General features: G+C 69.2%; 19 protein-coding genes and 1 tRNA gene. 12 read left to right on the top strand and 8 right to left on the bottom strand.

Going from position 1 to position 16,164, the window contains the following annotated elements; genetic code table 11:
* Positions 1-2: 2 nt before the first annotated feature.
* On the top strand, positions 3-953 hold the full coding sequence (locus tag SACMADRAFT_RS22710) for a helix-turn-helix transcriptional regulator (protein ID WP_009156195.1): 951 nt from the start codon (positions 3-5) through the stop codon (positions 951-953).
* A gap of 238 nt (positions 954-1,191) precedes the next feature.
* On the opposite strand, the gene SACMADRAFT_RS22705 is transcribed toward SACMADRAFT_RS22710, so the two are convergent.
* The 4 genes from SACMADRAFT_RS22705 to SACMADRAFT_RS22690 all read right to left on the bottom strand — a co-directional run bounded on the left by SACMADRAFT_RS22705 (position 1,192) and on the right by SACMADRAFT_RS22690 (position 2,459).
* Complete coding sequence (locus tag SACMADRAFT_RS22705) at positions 1,192-1,446, bottom strand: hypothetical protein (RefSeq protein WP_009156194.1); 255 nt, start codon at positions 1,444-1,446, stop codon at positions 1,192-1,194.
* 7 nt (positions 1,447-1,453) lie between these two features.
* Positions 1,454-1,780 (bottom strand): DUF6247 family protein, encoded by a 327-nt coding sequence (locus SACMADRAFT_RS22700; protein ID WP_009156193.1) that lies wholly within the window; start codon positions 1,778-1,780, stop codon positions 1,454-1,456.
* A 62-nt stretch (positions 1,781-1,842) separates the two neighbouring features.
* On the bottom strand, positions 1,843-2,154 hold the full coding sequence (locus tag SACMADRAFT_RS30550) for a tyrosine-type recombinase/integrase (RefSeq protein ID WP_050998233.1): 312 nt from the start codon (positions 2,152-2,154) through the stop codon (positions 1,843-1,845).
* 232 nt (positions 2,155-2,386) lie between these two features.
* Positions 2,387-2,459 (bottom strand) — tRNA-Arg (locus tag SACMADRAFT_RS22690).
* Positions 2,460-2,615: 156 nt separating this feature from the next.
* Between SACMADRAFT_RS22690 and SACMADRAFT_RS22685 the strand changes: the two genes are divergently transcribed.
* The 6 genes from SACMADRAFT_RS22685 to SACMADRAFT_RS22660 all read left to right on the top strand — a co-directional run bounded on the left by SACMADRAFT_RS22685 (position 2,616) and on the right by SACMADRAFT_RS22660 (position 8,765).
* The gene (locus SACMADRAFT_RS22685) at positions 2,616-3,266 is read left to right on the top strand and encodes a response regulator (RefSeq protein WP_040926731.1); all 651 of its coding nucleotides are present in this window, start codon (positions 2,616-2,618) and stop codon (positions 3,264-3,266) included.
* A 52-nt stretch (positions 3,267-3,318) separates the two neighbouring features.
* Positions 3,319-4,011 (top strand): response regulator transcription factor, encoded by a 693-nt coding sequence (locus SACMADRAFT_RS22680; protein ID WP_009156191.1) that lies wholly within the window; start codon positions 3,319-3,321, stop codon positions 4,009-4,011.
* A gap of 56 nt (positions 4,012-4,067) precedes the next feature.
* Positions 4,068-5,393, top strand: coding sequence for a sensor histidine kinase (locus SACMADRAFT_RS22675; RefSeq protein ID WP_083841061.1), 1,326 nt, complete (start codon positions 4,068-4,070; stop codon positions 5,391-5,393).
* A gap of 185 nt (positions 5,394-5,578) precedes the next feature.
* On the top strand, positions 5,579-6,376 hold the full coding sequence (locus SACMADRAFT_RS22670; RefSeq protein WP_009156189.1) for a DeoR/GlpR family DNA-binding transcription regulator: 798 nt from the start codon (positions 5,579-5,581) through the stop codon (positions 6,374-6,376).
* On the top strand, positions 6,373-7,401 hold the full coding sequence (galT, locus tag SACMADRAFT_RS22665) for a galactose-1-phosphate uridylyltransferase (protein WP_009156188.1): 1,029 nt from the start codon (positions 6,373-6,375) through the stop codon (positions 7,399-7,401). Before SACMADRAFT_RS22670 ends, galT begins: the two co-directional genes overlap by 4 nt.
* Before the next feature lie 65 nt (positions 7,402-7,466).
* The gene (locus SACMADRAFT_RS22660; protein WP_009156187.1) at positions 7,467-8,765 is read left to right on the top strand and encodes a S1C family serine protease; all 1,299 of its coding nucleotides are present in this window, start codon (positions 7,467-7,469) and stop codon (positions 8,763-8,765) included.
* Between the two features lie 105 nt (positions 8,766-8,870).
* Here SACMADRAFT_RS22660 and SACMADRAFT_RS22655 read toward each other — a convergent pair whose 3' ends face one another.
* Both SACMADRAFT_RS22655 and SACMADRAFT_RS22650 read right to left on the bottom strand, forming a co-directional pair.
* Positions 8,871-9,551: a TIGR04282 family arsenosugar biosynthesis glycosyltransferase gene (locus SACMADRAFT_RS22655; protein WP_009156186.1), complete on the bottom strand. Its 681-nt coding sequence runs from the start codon at positions 9,549-9,551 to the stop codon at positions 8,871-8,873.
* The gene (locus SACMADRAFT_RS22650; RefSeq protein ID WP_040926728.1) at positions 9,548-10,213 is read right to left on the bottom strand and encodes a glycosyltransferase family 2 protein; all 666 of its coding nucleotides are present in this window, start codon (positions 10,211-10,213) and stop codon (positions 9,548-9,550) included. The genes SACMADRAFT_RS22655 and SACMADRAFT_RS22650 overlap by 4 nt, the downstream gene beginning before the upstream one ends.
* A gap of 145 nt (positions 10,214-10,358) precedes the next feature.
* Between SACMADRAFT_RS22650 and SACMADRAFT_RS22645 the strand changes: the two genes are divergently transcribed.
* The 3 genes from SACMADRAFT_RS22645 to SACMADRAFT_RS22635 are packed head-to-tail and all read left to right on the top strand — an operon-like array spanning position 10,359 to position 13,437.
* Positions 10,359-11,675, top strand: a complete 1,317-nt coding sequence (locus SACMADRAFT_RS22645; protein ID WP_050998231.1) for a hypothetical protein — start codon at positions 10,359-10,361, stop codon at positions 11,673-11,675.
* 5 nt (positions 11,676-11,680) lie between these two features.
* Positions 11,681-12,391 (top strand): response regulator transcription factor, encoded by a 711-nt coding sequence (locus SACMADRAFT_RS22640; protein ID WP_009156183.1) that lies wholly within the window; start codon positions 11,681-11,683, stop codon positions 12,389-12,391.
* Positions 12,388-13,437, top strand: coding sequence for a sensor histidine kinase (locus SACMADRAFT_RS22635; protein WP_009156182.1), 1,050 nt, complete (start codon positions 12,388-12,390; stop codon positions 13,435-13,437). The genes SACMADRAFT_RS22640 and SACMADRAFT_RS22635 overlap by 4 nt, the downstream gene beginning before the upstream one ends.
* Positions 13,438-13,476: 39 nt before the next feature.
* Here the strand turns inward: SACMADRAFT_RS22635 and SACMADRAFT_RS22630 are convergent, their stop codons facing one another.
* Entirely contained in the window at positions 13,477-14,532 is a 1,056-nt protein-coding gene (locus SACMADRAFT_RS22630) for an NAD-dependent epimerase/dehydratase family protein (protein WP_040925839.1), read from the bottom strand.
* 100 nt (positions 14,533-14,632) lie between these two features.
* On the opposite strand from SACMADRAFT_RS22630, the gene SACMADRAFT_RS22625 reads away from it, so the two are divergent.
* Both SACMADRAFT_RS22625 and SACMADRAFT_RS22620 read left to right on the top strand, forming a co-directional pair.
* Positions 14,633-15,133 carry a MogA/MoaB family molybdenum cofactor biosynthesis protein gene (locus tag SACMADRAFT_RS22625; protein WP_009156180.1) on the top strand — a complete coding sequence of 167 codons (501 nt, stop codon included), beginning with the start codon at positions 14,633-14,635 and terminating at the stop codon, positions 15,131-15,133.
* A gap of 4 nt (positions 15,134-15,137) precedes the next feature.
* Positions 15,138-15,326: a hypothetical protein gene (locus tag SACMADRAFT_RS22620; RefSeq protein WP_009156179.1), complete on the top strand. Its 189-nt coding sequence runs from the start codon at positions 15,138-15,140 to the stop codon at positions 15,324-15,326.
* A gap of 133 nt (positions 15,327-15,459) precedes the next feature.
* On the opposite strand, the gene SACMADRAFT_RS22615 is transcribed toward SACMADRAFT_RS22620, so the two are convergent.
* Positions 15,460-16,131 carry an RcpC/CpaB family pilus assembly protein gene (locus tag SACMADRAFT_RS22615; RefSeq protein WP_009156178.1) on the bottom strand — a complete coding sequence of 224 codons (672 nt, stop codon included), beginning with the start codon at positions 16,129-16,131 and terminating at the stop codon, positions 15,460-15,462.
* Positions 16,132-16,164: the final 33 nt, after the last annotated feature.

Below are 16,164 nucleotides of genomic sequence, written 5' to 3'. Positions count from 1 at the left end.
TCATGCGGGAAACCTCGGCACGACTGCTGCGACTGCTCTCCCTCTTGCAGACGCGACGCGACTGGTCCGGCGCCGAACTCGCCGAGCGTCTGGAGGTAGCTCCACGCACCGTGCGCCGCGACATCGACCGGCTGCGAGACCTCGGCTACCCGGTGCACGCGACTGCGGGCACCGCAGGCTACCGGCTCGGCGCAGGCGCGGACCTGCCGCCGCTGCTGCTCGACGACGACGAAGCCGTCGCCGTCGCGATGGGCCTGCGCACGGCCGCCGGCGGTTCGATCACCGGCATCGAGGAGACCTCGGTGCGTGCCCTGGCCAAGCTCGAACAGGTACTGCCCTCCCGGCTACGCCACCGGATCAACGCCCTACAGACGATGACCGTGCCGATGACCAACACCGGCCCCACCGTCGAGCCGAGCACCCTCACTGCCATCGCCGCCGCCTGCCGCGACTCGCTGCGCCTGCGCTTCGACTACCGGACCCACGACGGAACCAGCGCCATGCGCACCACCGAGCCGCACCGGCTGGTGCACGCGGGCCGGCGCTGGTACCTCATCGGTTGGGACATCGACCGCCAGGACTGGCGCACCTACCGCGTGGACCGCCTCGACCCGCGCACGCCCACCGGTCCCCGGTTCACCCCACGCACGCCGCCAGAACCAGACCTCAGCGGCTACACCTCGCGGGCGATCTCCACCTCTGCCTACCGCTACCAAGCCCGATTCACCCTGCACGTCAGCGCTGAAACCGCGGCAGAGCGCATCGCTCCCACCACCGCGACGCTGGAGCCGATCGACGAGCACAGCTGCACCCTGCGAGCCGGATCAAACTCACTCGACGAGTTGGCCATCTACGTCACGACCAAAGGGTTCGACTTCCAGGTGCACGAACCGCCGGAACTCGTCGAGCACATCAAGACGCTGACGGCCCGACTCGCCCGCGCGACGGATTAGTACCGCTGCCGTCGGGTAGCGGGAGTGGTGCGTGACCAGGATGAGCAGGTCTGCGATCGCTGCCGTGGGGAGCCGATCCTGCCGCCGGTCGCGCAAAAGCGGACGTTGTCAGGTCGCAGATGCGCAGCCTGCCCGTCCGGCGAGGACATGTCGTTGGTATTTGGCGATTATCCTCTGTCACGATTGTGCTGGGTGAGGATGGGCGGATCGCTTGCCGGTGTGGATCGCTCGTGCCTCTTCATCCGAACCACGTTACGTTTAGGACGTCGACCCGGTTTTGATCTTCAAGTACGAGATGGGTGACGAGCCCGCGACCCTCGCCGAAGTCGAGCTGCCGCATCCAGCCGTTCGGGTCGGCGTCGTTGTAGGGTGAGCCATTCCACGGCGTCAGTTCGAGTACTCCCATGGCGTCAGCCAGCAGGGGCAGCACCTCGGCCGGAAGGGCGCGGATCTGCGAACGAACCTGTGGGTCCGTGAGAATGCGGTAAGCCACCGAAAGGTCAGACGCCCAGCTCAGCGCGTAGCTGCTTCCACTCGACGGCGCCCTCGGGCGGTTCGCCGGTGCGGCGGGTCCGCTCGGCCTGCTGGAGCATCCTGCGATGTGCGGCCGGGTCGGCCTGCGTCATCTGGGCGATGCGCCGCCAGTTCGCCAAGGTTGACTGCAGCGCTTCCAGACTCAAAGTCTCCGCTGCCTCCCGCAGAGCTTGCTGGTACGCAACATCGAACGCCGCTACCTCGTCGGGTAGCAGCGCAGCCCGGATCTCTCGGGGCGAGTCGAACCGGCCTTGCCCTGGGTTCCCACCATGGTGAGAGGCGGCGGCAGTCATGCCGACACGACAGCCCGCCATACCCGTCTGTGCGTGAAGGTCACCCGGCTCGCTGCCTCAGACTATGCGTGCTCGCCCCGCGTTCGGTGAATGACGAACTTCCGCCCGCCGCAGTGGTCGCGGCAGGCACGGAGCGTGCGATAGAACGAGTCGAAGGTTTCCGCGTCGAGTCGCGCCAACGTGACCCTGCCGACAAGCGGGCGGATATGCGTGCGAATGACGCTCTCGTACCGCTGGCGAGTCGATGCGTCGACGTCGAGAAGTTCGAGATAGCGGTCCATGAGCTGGTTCACGGTCGCGTTGGTGCGCGCGTTCCGTTGCTCGTTGATCTCGTTGAGAATCCGGACGCGGACCTTCTCGGCTTCCTTCTCCACGTTCGGGCAGCCGGGACGGTCTCACGTACGTAGTGTCGGCGGCCTGTGAGCGGGTCCTCGCCCGCGTAGACCACGATCCGGCGGGCACCACTGGGCAGCGTCTCGATCCGGCCCCTATGGCGCTTCTGAGAGCTCTTTCCGGCGTCAGCCATGGTGCGAAGATACGGAACTCGCACCACGATCCGCACCACGCGGGCTTCCGCAGATCATCGGAAACCGCCTCTGACCTGGGCGCCCCCGGGAGGATTCGAACCTCCGACACCCGCTTTAGGAGAGCGGTGCTCTATCCCCTGAGCTACGAGGGCAGGGATACTGCCTGACAGCTTAGCGGGTGACTTCCGCCTGCTGGAGCCGGGACCTTGACGTGGCGCGAGTTGCTCACTGTAATACCCCCACTACTTGTGAGTAACCTTCACGGATCGGACACGGTGACCCCGGTCCCCCTGCCCTTGGAGGCGCCGTTGATCAAGGTCGTTTTCGCCGACGACGAGGAACTCGTCCGCTCGGGCCTACGCACGATGATATCCGTCGCGCCGGACATTGAACTGGTCGGCGAGGCGGCCGACGGAAGAACCGCGGTGGAAGCCGCCCGTCGTCTCCACCCTGATGTCGCCCTGCTGGACATCAAGATGCGCGCACCGGACGACGGCATTCGCGCCCTGCGAGCCATCCAGACACTGCCGGAACCCCCTGCCGTCGCCATGCTCACCACGTTCGACGTCGACGAGTACGTGAGCCTCGCTCTCCGGTTCGGCGCCAACGGCTTCCTGCTCAAGGACATCGAGCCCGCCGCGCTGGTTCGCGCGATCCGCGACCTGGCGCGCGGCGGGGCTGTGCTCGACCCGAGCGTCGCCGCGCGCATGGTCAACGCGCACCGCGACGAGCAGCGCGCCGCGGCACCCGCGCGAAAGCTGCTCGCGTCGTTGTCCGACCGTGAACGCGAGGTCGTCACCCTGATCGGGAAGGGCCTTTCGAACGCGGAGATCGGTGGGACGCTGCACCTGTCGGAAGCGACGGTCAAGGGCTACGTCTCCGCGGTGCTGTCCAAGATCGGCGCCGCCAACCGGGTGCAGGCCGCCCTGCTGGCGTACCGGGGCGGACTGGTCGACTGACACGCGGCCCGGCGTTAAGGACCGTCTCAGCCGGCCGAGTAAGACTGGTCCTATGCGCATTCTTGTCGTCGACGACGATCGAGCCGTTCGCGAGTCGCTGCGACGCTCGCTGGAGTTCAACGGCTACCAGGTCGACGTCGCGGGCGACGGTGCGCAGGCGCTGGAAAAGGTCGCCGCCGACCGCCCGGACGCCATGGTGCTCGACGTCATGATGCCGAGGCTGGACGGGCTCGAGGTGGCGCGCAGGCTCCGAGGCATCGGTGACGACCTGCCCATCCTCGTACTCACCGCCCGCGACACGGTCTCCGACCGCGTCTCCGGCCTCGACGCGGGCGCCGACGACTACCTGCCCAAGCCGTTCGCGCTCGAGGAACTGCTCGCGCGGCTGCGCGCGCTGCTTCGACGGGCCGGAGCCGAGGCGCAGGCGGCGGGCAACTCCGTGGCACTCACCTTCGCCGATCTCAGCCTCGACCCCGGTACCCGGGAGGTCTATCGGGGCGAACGGCAGATAAGCCTGACGAGGACCGAGTTCGCCTTGCTCGAACTGTTCATGTCCTACCCGAAGCACGTGCTGACGCGCAGCAGGATCCTGGAAGAGGTGTGGGGCTACGACTTCCCGACGTCGGGTAACGCACTGGAGGTCTACGTCGGCTACCTGCGACGCAAGACCGAGGCCGGTGGTGAGCCACGATTGATCCACACCGTCCGTGGCGTCGGATACGTACTTCGGGAGACGCCCCCGTGACCCTCACCTCGAGCGAGCAGGCCCGGCCTCGCCGTTTCTCCTTGCGTACCCGGGTCATGTTGCTCGCCGCCATCTCGGTGGGCGTCACCGTGGCGCTGGTATCGCTGGGCGCATACCTGACCGTGTACAACAACCTTTACCAGCAGTTCGACGACAGCCTCACCGAGCGGGCCATGGCCGCCGTGGAGAGCCCGACGGTGCAGTCCAGGGTGCAGTCGATTCCTGGCGCGTTCCTGGTGAGCAGCGACATCCAGATCGGTCTGCTCACCGCGACTTCCGACATGATCCATCCGCGTGCGGGCACACCCCCACCTTGGGGCCCGCCCGAGTTGGCGGTGGCGCGTGGAACCACCGACTCGTCACTGCGCACGGACCAGGCCACCGACATGCGCGTGATCGCGCTGCCCGCGGGCAACGGGGTGGCCATGGTGCTCGCGCAGTCGCTGGAGCCGACCAAGCGGACGCTGTCGGACCTCGCGCTCGTGCTGTTCCTCTTCGGGGGCGCGGGAATCGTGGTGGCCGCGGTGGCGGGTACCGCGGTCGCCAGAGCCGGGTTGCGTCCCGTCGAGCGCCTGACCTCCGCCACCGAGCGGGTGGCCCGAACAATGGACCTGCGTCCCATCCCGGTGAGCGGCGACGACGAGTTGGCGCGGCTGACGCACAGCTTCAACACCATGCTCGACGCCGTTTTCGAATCGCAGGAGCGGCAGCGCAGGCTGGTCGCGGACGCGGGGCACGAGTTGCGGACACCGCTGACCTCGCTGCGCACCAACTTGGAGTTGCTGCTCGCCGCCAGCAAGCCGGGTTCGCCGTCACTGTCGGAGCGCGATCGCACGGAGGTCGAGGCGGACATCCGGTTCCAACTCGACGAGTTGACACAGCTGATCGGTGATCTGGTGGAGCTGGCTCGGGGAGAGGCTCCCAGGGAGGAAGCCGAGCGCGTCGACCTCGTCGAGGTGATCGAGCGGGCACTCGATCGCGCGCGGCCGAGGGCTGGTGAGGTGGAGTTCGAAGCGGACCTGCGTCCCTGGGTGCTCACCGGCGACCCGAACACGCTGGAGCGCGCGGTGCTGAACCTGCTCGACAATGCAGTGAAGTTCTCGCCTGCCGGCTCCGTCGTGCGGGTCGTGTTGCGGCCGCTCGGTGACGGCACGGCCGTGGTGGAGGTGGCTGACGCGGGACCGGGTATCGCGGAGGAGGATCTGCCCAAGATCTTCGATCGCTTCTACCGGTCGTCCGAGGCGCGAACGCTCCCGGGTTCCGGGCTGGGTCTGGCGATCGTCAAGCAGGCCGTGGAGCGACACGGCGGCGCGGTGTACGCCGGGCGCGCCGCGGAAGGCGGCGCGCTGCTGACGATCCGGCTGCCCGGCGTGCCGGGGTAGGGCAACCCGGTAGCGGCGGCCGAGCGTCACCCGGATACCACGGCGGTTTCGGTGGCGGGTTCGGTTACCGTCCCTCGACGGTGACGCGCCCGGAGTTCCCACCTTCGGGTGGCGCGGACCAGCCGACCGTGTTTGATCATGTAGAGTTTTGTGTACTTCTGGTGCAGTTGCGGATGGAGTAGACGGTGCTGGCGCGGCAGCGGCAAGCGATGATCCTCGACGAGGCGCGGCGGACCGGTGCGGTCCGGGTCAGCGACCTCGTCGACCGCCTCGGCGTGTCGGACATGACCGTCCGCAGGGACCTCGACGTGCTCGCGAGCAGGGGACTCGTGGAGAAGGTCTACGGAGGCGCGACCACGGTCACCACCATGAGCACCCACGAACCGGGGTTCGAGGCCAAGTCCGTTCGCCAGCGCGCACAGAAGGAGGCCATCGCCGCCGCCGCCGCGGGACTGATCCGCCCCGGAACCGCCATCGGCATGTCCGCGGGCACCACCACCTGGACACTGGCCCGAGCCCTTGGCCCGATACCCGGCCTGACCGTCGTGACCAACTCGATCCGGGTCGCCGACGTGTTACGCGGTTCGGGCGAGTCCGACCGCACCGTCGTCCTCACCGGAGGTGTGCGCACACCCTCCGACGCGCTCGTCGGTCCGGTGGCGGTACAGAGTCTGCGCAGCCTGCACCTCGACATCGTCTTCCTCGGGGTGCACGGCATGGCCGACGGACCCGGCTTCACAACGCCCAACCTCACCGAGAGCGAGACCGACCGCGCGCTTGTCGAGGCGGGTCGCAAGCTCGTCGTCCTCGCCGATCACACCAAGTGGGGCATGGTCGGCATCTCCACGATCGCCGACCTCACCGAGGCCGACGTGGTCGTCAGCGACGAGGGTCTCGCCGACGACGCTCGTAGCATCCTTCGTGAGCATGCGGGCGAACTCCTGATCGCGCGGGTCGACAGTCCGGCTGGGGCGCACGAGTGAACAAGACCGTTCGGCACCTCGCGGACGGCCGGGAGATCATCTACTTCGACGAGGGTCCCGCGCCACCGTCGCGCGACGCGAGGGACGCCCGCGCGCTTCCTCCCGTGGCGGGGAGTTCGGAGATCCGCAGGGACCCGCTCACCGGCGAGTGGGTAGCCATCGCCACGCACAGGCAGACGCGCACGCACAAGCCACCCACCGACCTCTGCCCGCTGTGCCCCACCCGCCCCGGCAAACCGAGCGAGATACCGGAACCGCACTACGACGTGGTCGTGTTCCAGAATCGCTTCCCGTCCTTCGTCGACCGCAACGGTCGTACCGAGGTGGTGTGCTTCACCAGCGACCACGATCGTTCCTTCTCCGAACTCGGCCCGCGCCGGGTGCGCACGGTGGTCGACGTGTGGGCCGACCGTACGGCCGCGCTGTCCCAACTGGACGGCGTGGAGCAGGTGTTCCCGTTCGAGAACCGGGGCGAGGAAATCGGTGTCACCCTGCATCACCCGCATGGGCAGATCTACGGCTACCCGTTCGTCACACCGAGGACCGAACGTATCCTCGCCACCGCTCGTGACCACTTCGCCGAACACGGCACGCATCTCCTCGGCGAGTTGCTCGCCACCGAGCGTGCCGATGGCGCCAGGGTGGTGGAGGAGGGTGAGCACTGGACCGCCTTCGTTCCCCCTGCGGCGCGCTGGCCGGTGCACGTGCTGGTCGTGCCCCATCGCAGGGTCGCCGACCTAACCGGTCTGACAACCGAGGAGCGCGCCGACTTCGCCGAGGTGTATCTGCGGCTACTGCGCCGCTGCGACGGTCTGTACGACAGGCCGCTGCCCTACGTCGCGGGTTGGCAGCAGGCGCCCGTGCGGCAGGGTCACGACCTGGCGTGGCTGCACCTGGAGTTGTTCTCGATACGCAGGGCACCGGACAAGCTGAAGTACCTCGCGGGCTCGGAGTCCGGCATGGCCGTCTGGGTGAACGACGTGTCGCCGGAGCTGATCGCGCAACGGCTGCGGGCGGCAGGGTGAATCTTCAGGCCTGGCGCACAGGCTCGATTCAGCGTGTTCTCAGGACGACGGAGCATCATGAACCCATGACCGACAACGACCCCTATGCTCAGGACAAGCCCGGCGGCCAGGCACCCGGAACACCGGAGCAAGGCGGTTGGGGTGCCCAGCAGGAGCCGAGTCCGTGGTCGGCCCGGGGCCACGCGATGCACGGTTACAACCCGTACCAGCCGAGCCGGTATCCGGCCGCGAGCACCATGCCGGGCGGCGAACCACCGTCGCCGCAGCGCAACCGCCGTGGCGGTACCGCCAAGCTGGTCGCGGGCGTGGCGATGCTCGCCCTCCTGGTGGGCGGCGGGGCAGGCACCGTGGGTGGTTACCTGGCAGCCGACAACGCCGCGACCGGCAGTTCGGTGAACGCGCTGAACGAACCGCTCCCTGCCAAGGACACCGGTAGCGCCCCTGCGGGCAGCGTGGAAGCGGTCGCGCAGAAGCTGATGCCCAGCGTGGTGCAGCTCCAGGTGCGCGGTCGCTCGTCGGCAGGCGAAGGCTCCGGGTTCGTCATCAGCGACGACGGCTACATCCTGACCAACAACCACGTCATCGAGGGGGCGGCAGACGGAGGCGCCATCAACGTGGTGTTCCAGAACGGCGACGAGGCCGAGGCCACGATCGTCGGCCGTGACCCCACCACGGACATCGCGGTGGTGAAGGCCGAAGGCGTCAGCGGGTTGCCCACCGTGGAGCTGGGCCGCTCCGACGACCTGCGGGTCGGCGAGTCCGTGGTGGCGATCGGCTCACCTTTCGAGCTGGCGGGCACCGTCACAGCAGGAATCGTGAGTTCGCTGCACCGACCCGTGACGGCGGGCGGCCAGGGTGACCAGACGACGGTCATGGACGCCATCCAGACCGACGCCGCCATCAACCCCGGCAACTCCGGCGGACCGCTCGCCAACATGCAGGGGCAGGTCATCGGCATCAACTCCGCGATCTACAGCCCGCAGTCCTCCGGCATCCCCGGCATGCAATCCGAGGGCGGCAACGTGGGGATCGGTTTCGCGATCCCGATCGACCAGGCCAGGCGCACAGCGGACGACATCATCAAGTCCGGCCATGCCACGCAGACCTACATCGGTGCCACGGTGGGCGACGCTCCTTCCGGTGGCGCGGTGATCGGCGAGGTGCAGCCTGGCAGCCCCGCCGAGAAGGCAGGCCTGAAGTCCGGTGACGTGATCGTCAAGCTCGGAGACCGGCGCATCGATGACGCGAACACTCTCGTCGCGGCGATCCGCACCCGGGCGCCGGGCGAAACGGTCACGATCACGCTCGGTAGCAACCGGACACTGGACATCACGCTCGGCGGCCAGCCGGTACAACCGAACTGAGACGCTCGGCCGCAGGTGCGGCCGAGACCAGCGCGGCGGCCCACGGGCGGGTGAGTTGAGCCGATCACCGCTGCCGGTGGGCCGCCGACCAATCCTTCGCCGCGTTCAGCGCGAAGCAGCCGCGGTCCGGATCGCGCGCACAGCCGCCGCGAACCGCGAGTCGGGAATCAGTTCGGCGACGCTGATCGCGTCGGCCATCGTGTCCACATCGCACAGTGTCTCGGTCCGCGCCGCGATCGACTCGGTGGTGGCGAGCGCACGACGGGTGAGTGCCGCGGTGTCGGGCCGCGACATCGGCACCCCGGCCAGCACCCGCGCTCGCGCCGGGTCCCGCAGTGCCAGTACCCACCAACCCCCGTCGAGGGCCTGGCCGAGCACGGCCTCGTGCCTGTGGAGGTCATCGGCGACCGAGCGCAGCAGTGCGGGGGTCAGCTGCGGTGTGTCCATCCCGACCTGCACGACGGGCATACCGGGCCACAACCGCGCGACGTCGGCGTGAGCGTTCGCCAGCCGGGCCCCGAGGTCGGGTCCTCGCTGGGCCAGCACGGTGCAACGACGCAGCAGACCCGACAACTCGCCGCGCCGCGCGGCGGAGGTGAGCTGCCCCGCAAGCGCGACCACCGGCACCGCTTCCGGGACCGTCAGTGCAGCGTCGAGCGTGTCGAGCAGCGCGGCCGCGGCAAGGTCAGCGGCTTGCCGAGGTGCCGCGGGTGGGCACAGCCGCGTCTTCGCCTGGCCGGGAACGGGTGCCTTCGCCACGACCAACGCACACCAGCCGCCGTTCACGCGCGCCAGACCCGCGCCATGTCCGTGGCGGCACGCAGGGTTCCGCGCAGCGAACCCGACACCTTCGACACCGTGCCGTCCGCCCTGCGGCCGTACCCGACGTCGACCTCGTGCACTCGCCAGCCCTCGCGAGCAGCCCTGACCAGCAGTTCCAGCGGATATCCGAATCCTCGATCGGCCACCCCGAGTTCGAGCAGCGCCGAACGATTCACCGCCCGGATCGGCGCTAGGTCGTGCACGGGAAGCCCGCGTGCTCGCAGCAGCAGCGCCAGCGCCGCGTTGCCCGCGCGTGCGTGCCACGGCCACACCCCGGGTGCCGTCGCGACTCGGCGGCCCACCGCGAGTTCCACGCTGCCCTGCCGCACCGGCCTCACCAGTCGGGGGAGTTGCCCGGCGTCGAGGGAGCCGTCGGCGTCGAGAAAGCACACGATCCGCGACGAGGCTGCCTCCAGACCGGTGTGGACGGCAGCGCCGTACCCGCGCCGTGGCTCGAAGACGACCTTGGCCCCCAGTTCCTCGGCGACCTTCGCGGAGTCGTCGGTGGAACCGTTGTCCACCACGATCGCGCGGAAGCCGGGCGGGAAGGCGCCGAGCACGGCGGGCAGCGCAGGAGCCTCGTCGAGGCACGGCAGGACGACGTCGACCGGTTCTTCTCCGTTCACGAAATCGGACGATAGATCCAAGCCGGACACCGCGAAACTCGTGCGGGATTACGAAACCCTGACGGGGGTCGCCGGGTATTACCGAGTTCTGACGTGTCCCCGCGGCTCGCTGACGCCCGAGGTCCGGCCCGTTATCGTGCGGGGGGTGGTCGATTCCTCCACCACGACAAGGCCCGGCGCGACCGCGAATCGAGTGCGCGGTGACCTCGTCGCCGTCGGCGTTGCCGCGTTGCTCGTCGCGCTCGCTGTCGCGGTAAGAGAGTCGCCGCCGCTGTACGGCAGGTGGCTACCGCACGCCGGCCCGGCATCGGTGTTCGCGGTGCTGCTTGCGGTGGCGGCCGTTGTGTGGGGTCCGGCACTCGCGACGTCGCTGCCGTGGCGTGGGTTGCTCGCCACCGGGTACGTCGCCTCGCTGGCGTGGCTGCTGTCGTTGGCGCTGGTCGACGGCTGGGAACGCGGTTTCGCGGCGCGGCTGACGACGCCGCACGAGTACCTGCACGAAGTAGGCGGCATCACCGACATCTCCACGATGCTCGACACGTTCGCCGACCGGATCGTCGCGGGCACCCCGGGCTTCTGGACCACGCACGTGGCAGGCCACCCTCCAGGCGCCGTGCTGGTGTTCGTCTGGCTGGACCGGTTGGGGCTCTCCGGCGGTGTCTGGGCCGCGTTCGCGTGTGTGGCCGCGGCTGGACTGGTGTCGGTGGCCGTGCCTGTCACCTTGGCCGCGCTCGGCCGTGCTGAGGCGGCGCGTGCCTGCTGGCCGTTCGTCGTGCTGTTCCCAGGTGCGGTGTGGCTGGCGGTGTCGGCGGACGCGGTGTTCGCGGGAGTGACCGCGTGCGGTATCGCCCTGCTCGCGCAGGCTTGCCGAGCCGCGCACAGCGGGTCTCGGTACGCACCCGCTCAGGCCGTCGGAGCGGGCGTGCTGCTCGGCTTCGGGTTGTTCTTGTCCTACGGCCTCGTGCTGCTCGGCCTGGTGGCGCTCGCCGTCGGGCTGTTGGGCCGCAGTGCGAGGGCGACGCTGTACGCCGCGGCGGGAGTCGCGGCGGTGGTGGCCGCGTTCGCGATGGCCGGCTTCTGGTGGTTCGACGGCTATCGGCAGGTCGTCGAGCGATACCACCAGGGAATCGCCTCCGAACGGCCCTACTCGTACTGGGTGTGGGCGAATCTGGCGTGCTTGGTGCTGGCGGTGGGGCCCGCTGTCGTGGCTGGGCTGCGCAGGGCATGGCTGAGCCGCGGCTGGACGCCTATGGTGATGCTCACGGCCGCCGCCCTCTGCGCCGTCCTTGTCGCCGACGTGAGCGGCCTTTCCAAGGCGGAAGTGGAGCGGATCTGGCTGCCTTTCGCGGTGTGGCTGCTGCCTGCCACGGCTTTGCTGCCGCCTGGTACGCGACGTTGGTGGCTGGCCGCCCAAGCGGCGACCGCGCTGGCGGTCAACCATCTGATGCTGACGGTGTGGTGAGGGCGATGAGTGAGGACAGCGGCGAAGGCCTGGTGCTCGTGGTCGATGACGACGAGACGGTCCGGGACGTGGTGCGTCGCTACCTGGAGGTGGCCGGGTTCGCCGTGGCGGTCGCGGGTGACGGCCACGAGGCGCTGGAGCGCTGCGCCGCACAGCCACCCGACCTGATCGTCCTCGACGTGATGATGCCGGGGTTGGGTGGCCTCGAGGTGTGTGGCCGATTGCGGCGGATCAGCGAGGTGCCGGTGGTCATGCTGACCGCGCTCGGGGAGGAGGAGGAGGACCGTATCGCGGGCCTGCGAATAGGTGCCGACGACTACGTGACCAAGCCGTTCAGCCCCCGAGAGCTGACCCTGCGGGTCTCGTCGGTGCTGCGCAGGTCCCGTGGACCGGCGCCGGGGGCGAGCGCGCCGGATCTCGTCGACGACGACCTGCGGCTGGTGCGTTCGGCGCGGCACGCCACGCTCGCGGGTGCGCCGCTCGCACTGACGGCTCGGGAGTTCGACCTGCTGGCGTTCTTCCTCACCCACCCCGGCATCGCCTACTCCAGGGCCGACTTGCTGGACAAGGTGTGGGGCTGGCAGTTCGGCGACCAGTCCACCGTAACCGTCCACGTCCGGCGGCTGCGGGAGAAGATCGAAGCCGATCCCGCCAACCCCAGCCGGGTGGTCACGGTCTGGGGCATCGGCTACCGCTACGACCCGCGACGATCATGATCGAGTCCGGCGAGTCGCTCGCCGAGATGCTCGCGCACGCCTGGCACATCCTGCCTGTCGCGCTCGCGTTCGCGATGCCGGTCGTCGCCGTCGGTGCCTTGGTGCTGTACCTGCTGCGCAGGGGTTCCCTGGCCAGCACCCTCACGGTGCTAGTGCTGATCCCCATCGTCGCGACGCTGACCGGGGTGCTCGGCGTCAGCGGGTTCATGTTCAGCACGGCGTTGACCACGATGTTGCTGGTCTGTCTGCTGGTGGCGATGGTGACCGTCCCCGCGGCCGTCGTGCTCGGCAGGGTTATCGCCAGGCGCAGCGTGTGGGAGCGGGAGGCCAGGGATCGGGAGCGAGCAGCGGAAGCCTCGCGCCGCGAGTTGGTCGCTTGGATCAGTCACGACCTGCGTAGCCCGCTGTCGGGTATCAGGGCGATGGCCGAGGCGCTTGCCGACGGTGTCGTCGGCGAGCCCGACGAGGTCGCCAAGTACGCCCAGCGCATCAACGTCGAGGCCACCCGCCTGACAGGTATGGTCGATGACCTTTTCGAACTCTCCCGAATCACGGCTGGGGCGCTTCGCCTGGAACTGACCGCCGTACCGCTCGGTGACGTGGTCAGCGACGCGCTGTCCGCGCAGAGACCGGTTGCCCGACGCAACCGGGTGAAAGTGCGGGCGAGCGCACAGGCTTGGCCGGTGGTGGCCGGTAGCGATCCGGAACTCGCCCGCATCGTGCGCAACCTCGTCTCCAACGCCATCCGCCACACTCCGCCCGACGGCACGGTGGCCGTCGACATCGGAATCGACGGCCAGGAGGCGCTGCTCGCTGTTGACGACGCGTGCGGTGGTATCCCCGAGGACGAGCTCGGCCGGGTGTTCGACGTCGCGTTTAGAGGCTCCCAGGCGCGCACACCCGAGACCGGGAGGACCACCGGTGGCGGCGGCCTTGGACTGGCGATCGTGAAAGGTCTTGTGGAGGCGCATCGAGGTCGGGTCGAGGTGCACAACCACGGGCAGGGTTGTCGATTCGAGGTACGGCTGCCGCTGGCGGCCCGCTGACCACGGGCTGTTGGCAGCTATCGTCTGCGTCCGGTGCCGTTACCCGGTAGCACGAAGCTCAGCCGTCGCGAACTCGTCGATACCTTCGGCGAACCCGATCGTCGCGGTGAAGCCGAGCAGCCGCCGCGCCCGCTGCGGGTCAGCGACGACGTGGCGCACATCGGCGGGACGGGCGCCGCCGACCACGCGTGGCCGCGGACCACCATGGGCCCTCGCGAGTTCGGTGGCGAGCTCTCCTATCGTGTGGGGCTCGCCGGAACAGATGTTGACGGCGCTCAACTCGCCCTCGGCTGCGGGCGTGCGCAGGGCGAGCACGTTGGCTCTTGCCACATCGTGGACATGAACAAAGTCCCGTCGTTGCTTCCCGTCCTCCAGCACGGTCGGGGCCTCGCCTCGCTCGAGGGCGGAGCGAAACAGCGACGCCACGCCGGCGTAAGGCGTGTCGCGTGGCATCCGGGGGCCGTAGACGTTGTGGTAGCGCAACGCCCACACGGTGCCGCCGGTCTGCCGCGCCCATGCGCCCGCCAGCTGCTCCTGGGCGAGTTTGGTGGCCGCGTATGTGCTTCGTGGCCGAAGCGGGGCTTCTTCGGGAACCAGCAGAGGTCGCAGGTCGGCGCCGCACCGGGTGCACGTCGGATCGAACCGGCCGGCGTCCACATCGCATTGGCGACGAGGAGCGGGCGCCACCACTCCGTGCCGTGCGCAGGCGTACCTCCCTTCGCCGTACACGACCATCGAGGACGCCAGCACCAGCCGGCGCACCCCCGTTTCGTACATCGCCGCGAGCAGCACCGCCGTGGCGTGGTCGTTGTGCAGCGTGTAGGACGGCGCGTCGGAGGGATCGACACCGTGCCCCACCACGGCCGCCTGGTGACACACCGCGTCGACCTCGGCGAGCAGCTCCCGTACCAGTGCCGCGTCTGCCACATCACCGCGCACGAACCGGTGTCGCGTGGCGTGCCCAGGCGGGTTGCCGGCGCCGTGCGCGGTGGGCAGCAGCGCATCGAGCAGCACTGGTTCGAACCCCGATTCGGCCAGCAGGTCGGCGATGTGGGAGCCGATGAACCCGGCTCCACCGGTGACGAGCACGCGCACGCCGAGGACGCTATGCGGTTCACGACGAACCCGCAGCCCCAACCGACCGTCCGTAAGCCTTCGGTCACATCTGTCGCGAGGTCCCACTACGGTAGGGCTCATGGAACGCAGTGCACAGCGGCTGGGCCGCGCTCTCGTGGTGGTTGTCGATGACCGGACGGCTCAGGGAGAGATCGAGGACTCCATCGGGCCGCTCGTGACCGAACTGCTGGAGGAAGCCGGGTTCATAGTGGACGGTTCCGTTGTGGTTCGCGCCGACACGGTGGAAATCCGCAACGCGCTCAATACCGCGGTGATCGGTGGGGTAGACCTGGTCATCACGGTTGGCGCTACCGGAGTCTCCCCGCGAGACGTCACCCCTGACGCCACGGCCGGTGTGCTCGACAGGCCCATCCCGGGCATCGGGGAGGCGCTGCGTTCCTCCGGGTTGGCCGCCGGCGCCATCGATGCGGGCATCTCCAGGGGGCTCGTCGGTGTCTCGGGCAGCACGCTCGTGGTCAACCTCGCGGGCTCTCGCGCCGCCGTCCGTGACGGCATGGCGACACTGTCGTCGCTGGTTCCCCACGTCATCGACGAGTTGTCCGGCCTTGACGAGAGTTGACGCCGTGGCCACGGACCGCGATCGGCCTGCCGACGAACCTGCCCCACCGCCTCGGCGGCGCCACCGCCGCATCGAGGAGGTCTTCGGGGAGGTGGTTCCCGAGACCACTTCCGACGAGAAGGAGCCCGGCGGTGACCGCGGCCGACGCGACGAGTGGTACCTGGAGAACCGCCCGCCGCACCACGACGGTTGAGCCACGGTCCGCGTGTTCCGGCCACGTGTGGGCTCGCGGAGGGCCCCGGCCTATTCGTGAAGGGGCCAGGACCGCGATGGTCTCGTCGCCACTCCCCAAGCCGACCCTCCCTGCGACGGCATTCCGGTGCGACCTAACGCAGGGTCACCGTGATCGGCTGCTCGAGTGAAACAGCGGCAAGGCGAGCTGCGGTGTCGGCAGGAGCCGCGAGCAGCACCAGGGCACCTTGGTCGTCCATCGCCGGCCCGTCGCGCGCTGCTGTTCCTTCGTCTGGTACCGCCACCACGGTGACTGTGCCTGCCACGACGTGTTCCCCGCTACGGGTGGCGTCGGTGCCCGCCCGGTCCGGAGTAATGACGTCGACACGAGTGCCCGGACGGAGCAGCTTCGCGATCCGGGCGTCGGCGAGCCGAACCGGAACTGTCGCGGTGCCGGGTGGGCTACGACGGTGCTCGGCGAGCCTGGCATCGGTCAGTGGCTCGCCCGCGCGAGCCGCGCCGATGAGGTGGCGACCGATAGCGTCCGATGTCTTGCCCAATGCGCCGTCGGGCCCGATTCCGGTCGGAACGGCCGCGACCCTCAGATCGTCTGCTGCCAGTTGCGTTCCCGACGGAACCTCCCTGGCAGTGACGACAACGTTGACCAGCGCTTCACCGCTGACGTCGGCACCGGGGATGGCTGCCAGCGCCACCGCCAGCAGGAACAAGGTCGTGGCGAGCGAACGCCGCACCAGCGCGGCGGGGCGAGCCCGGACTCTGCCGCGCAACCACTGTCGCCAGGCTTGTTCACGGGTCTTGGCCTGCATCGTTTCCCCTCGAATCGGATCGGGAGGGCGGTG

The sequence above is a fragment of the Saccharomonospora marina XMU15 genome (genome assembly GCF_000244955.1).
GTDB classification, from domain to species: Bacteria; Actinomycetota; Actinomycetes; order Mycobacteriales; family Pseudonocardiaceae; genus Saccharomonospora_A; species Saccharomonospora_A marina.
This window is presented reverse-complemented; position numbering and strand designations above follow the sequence as displayed.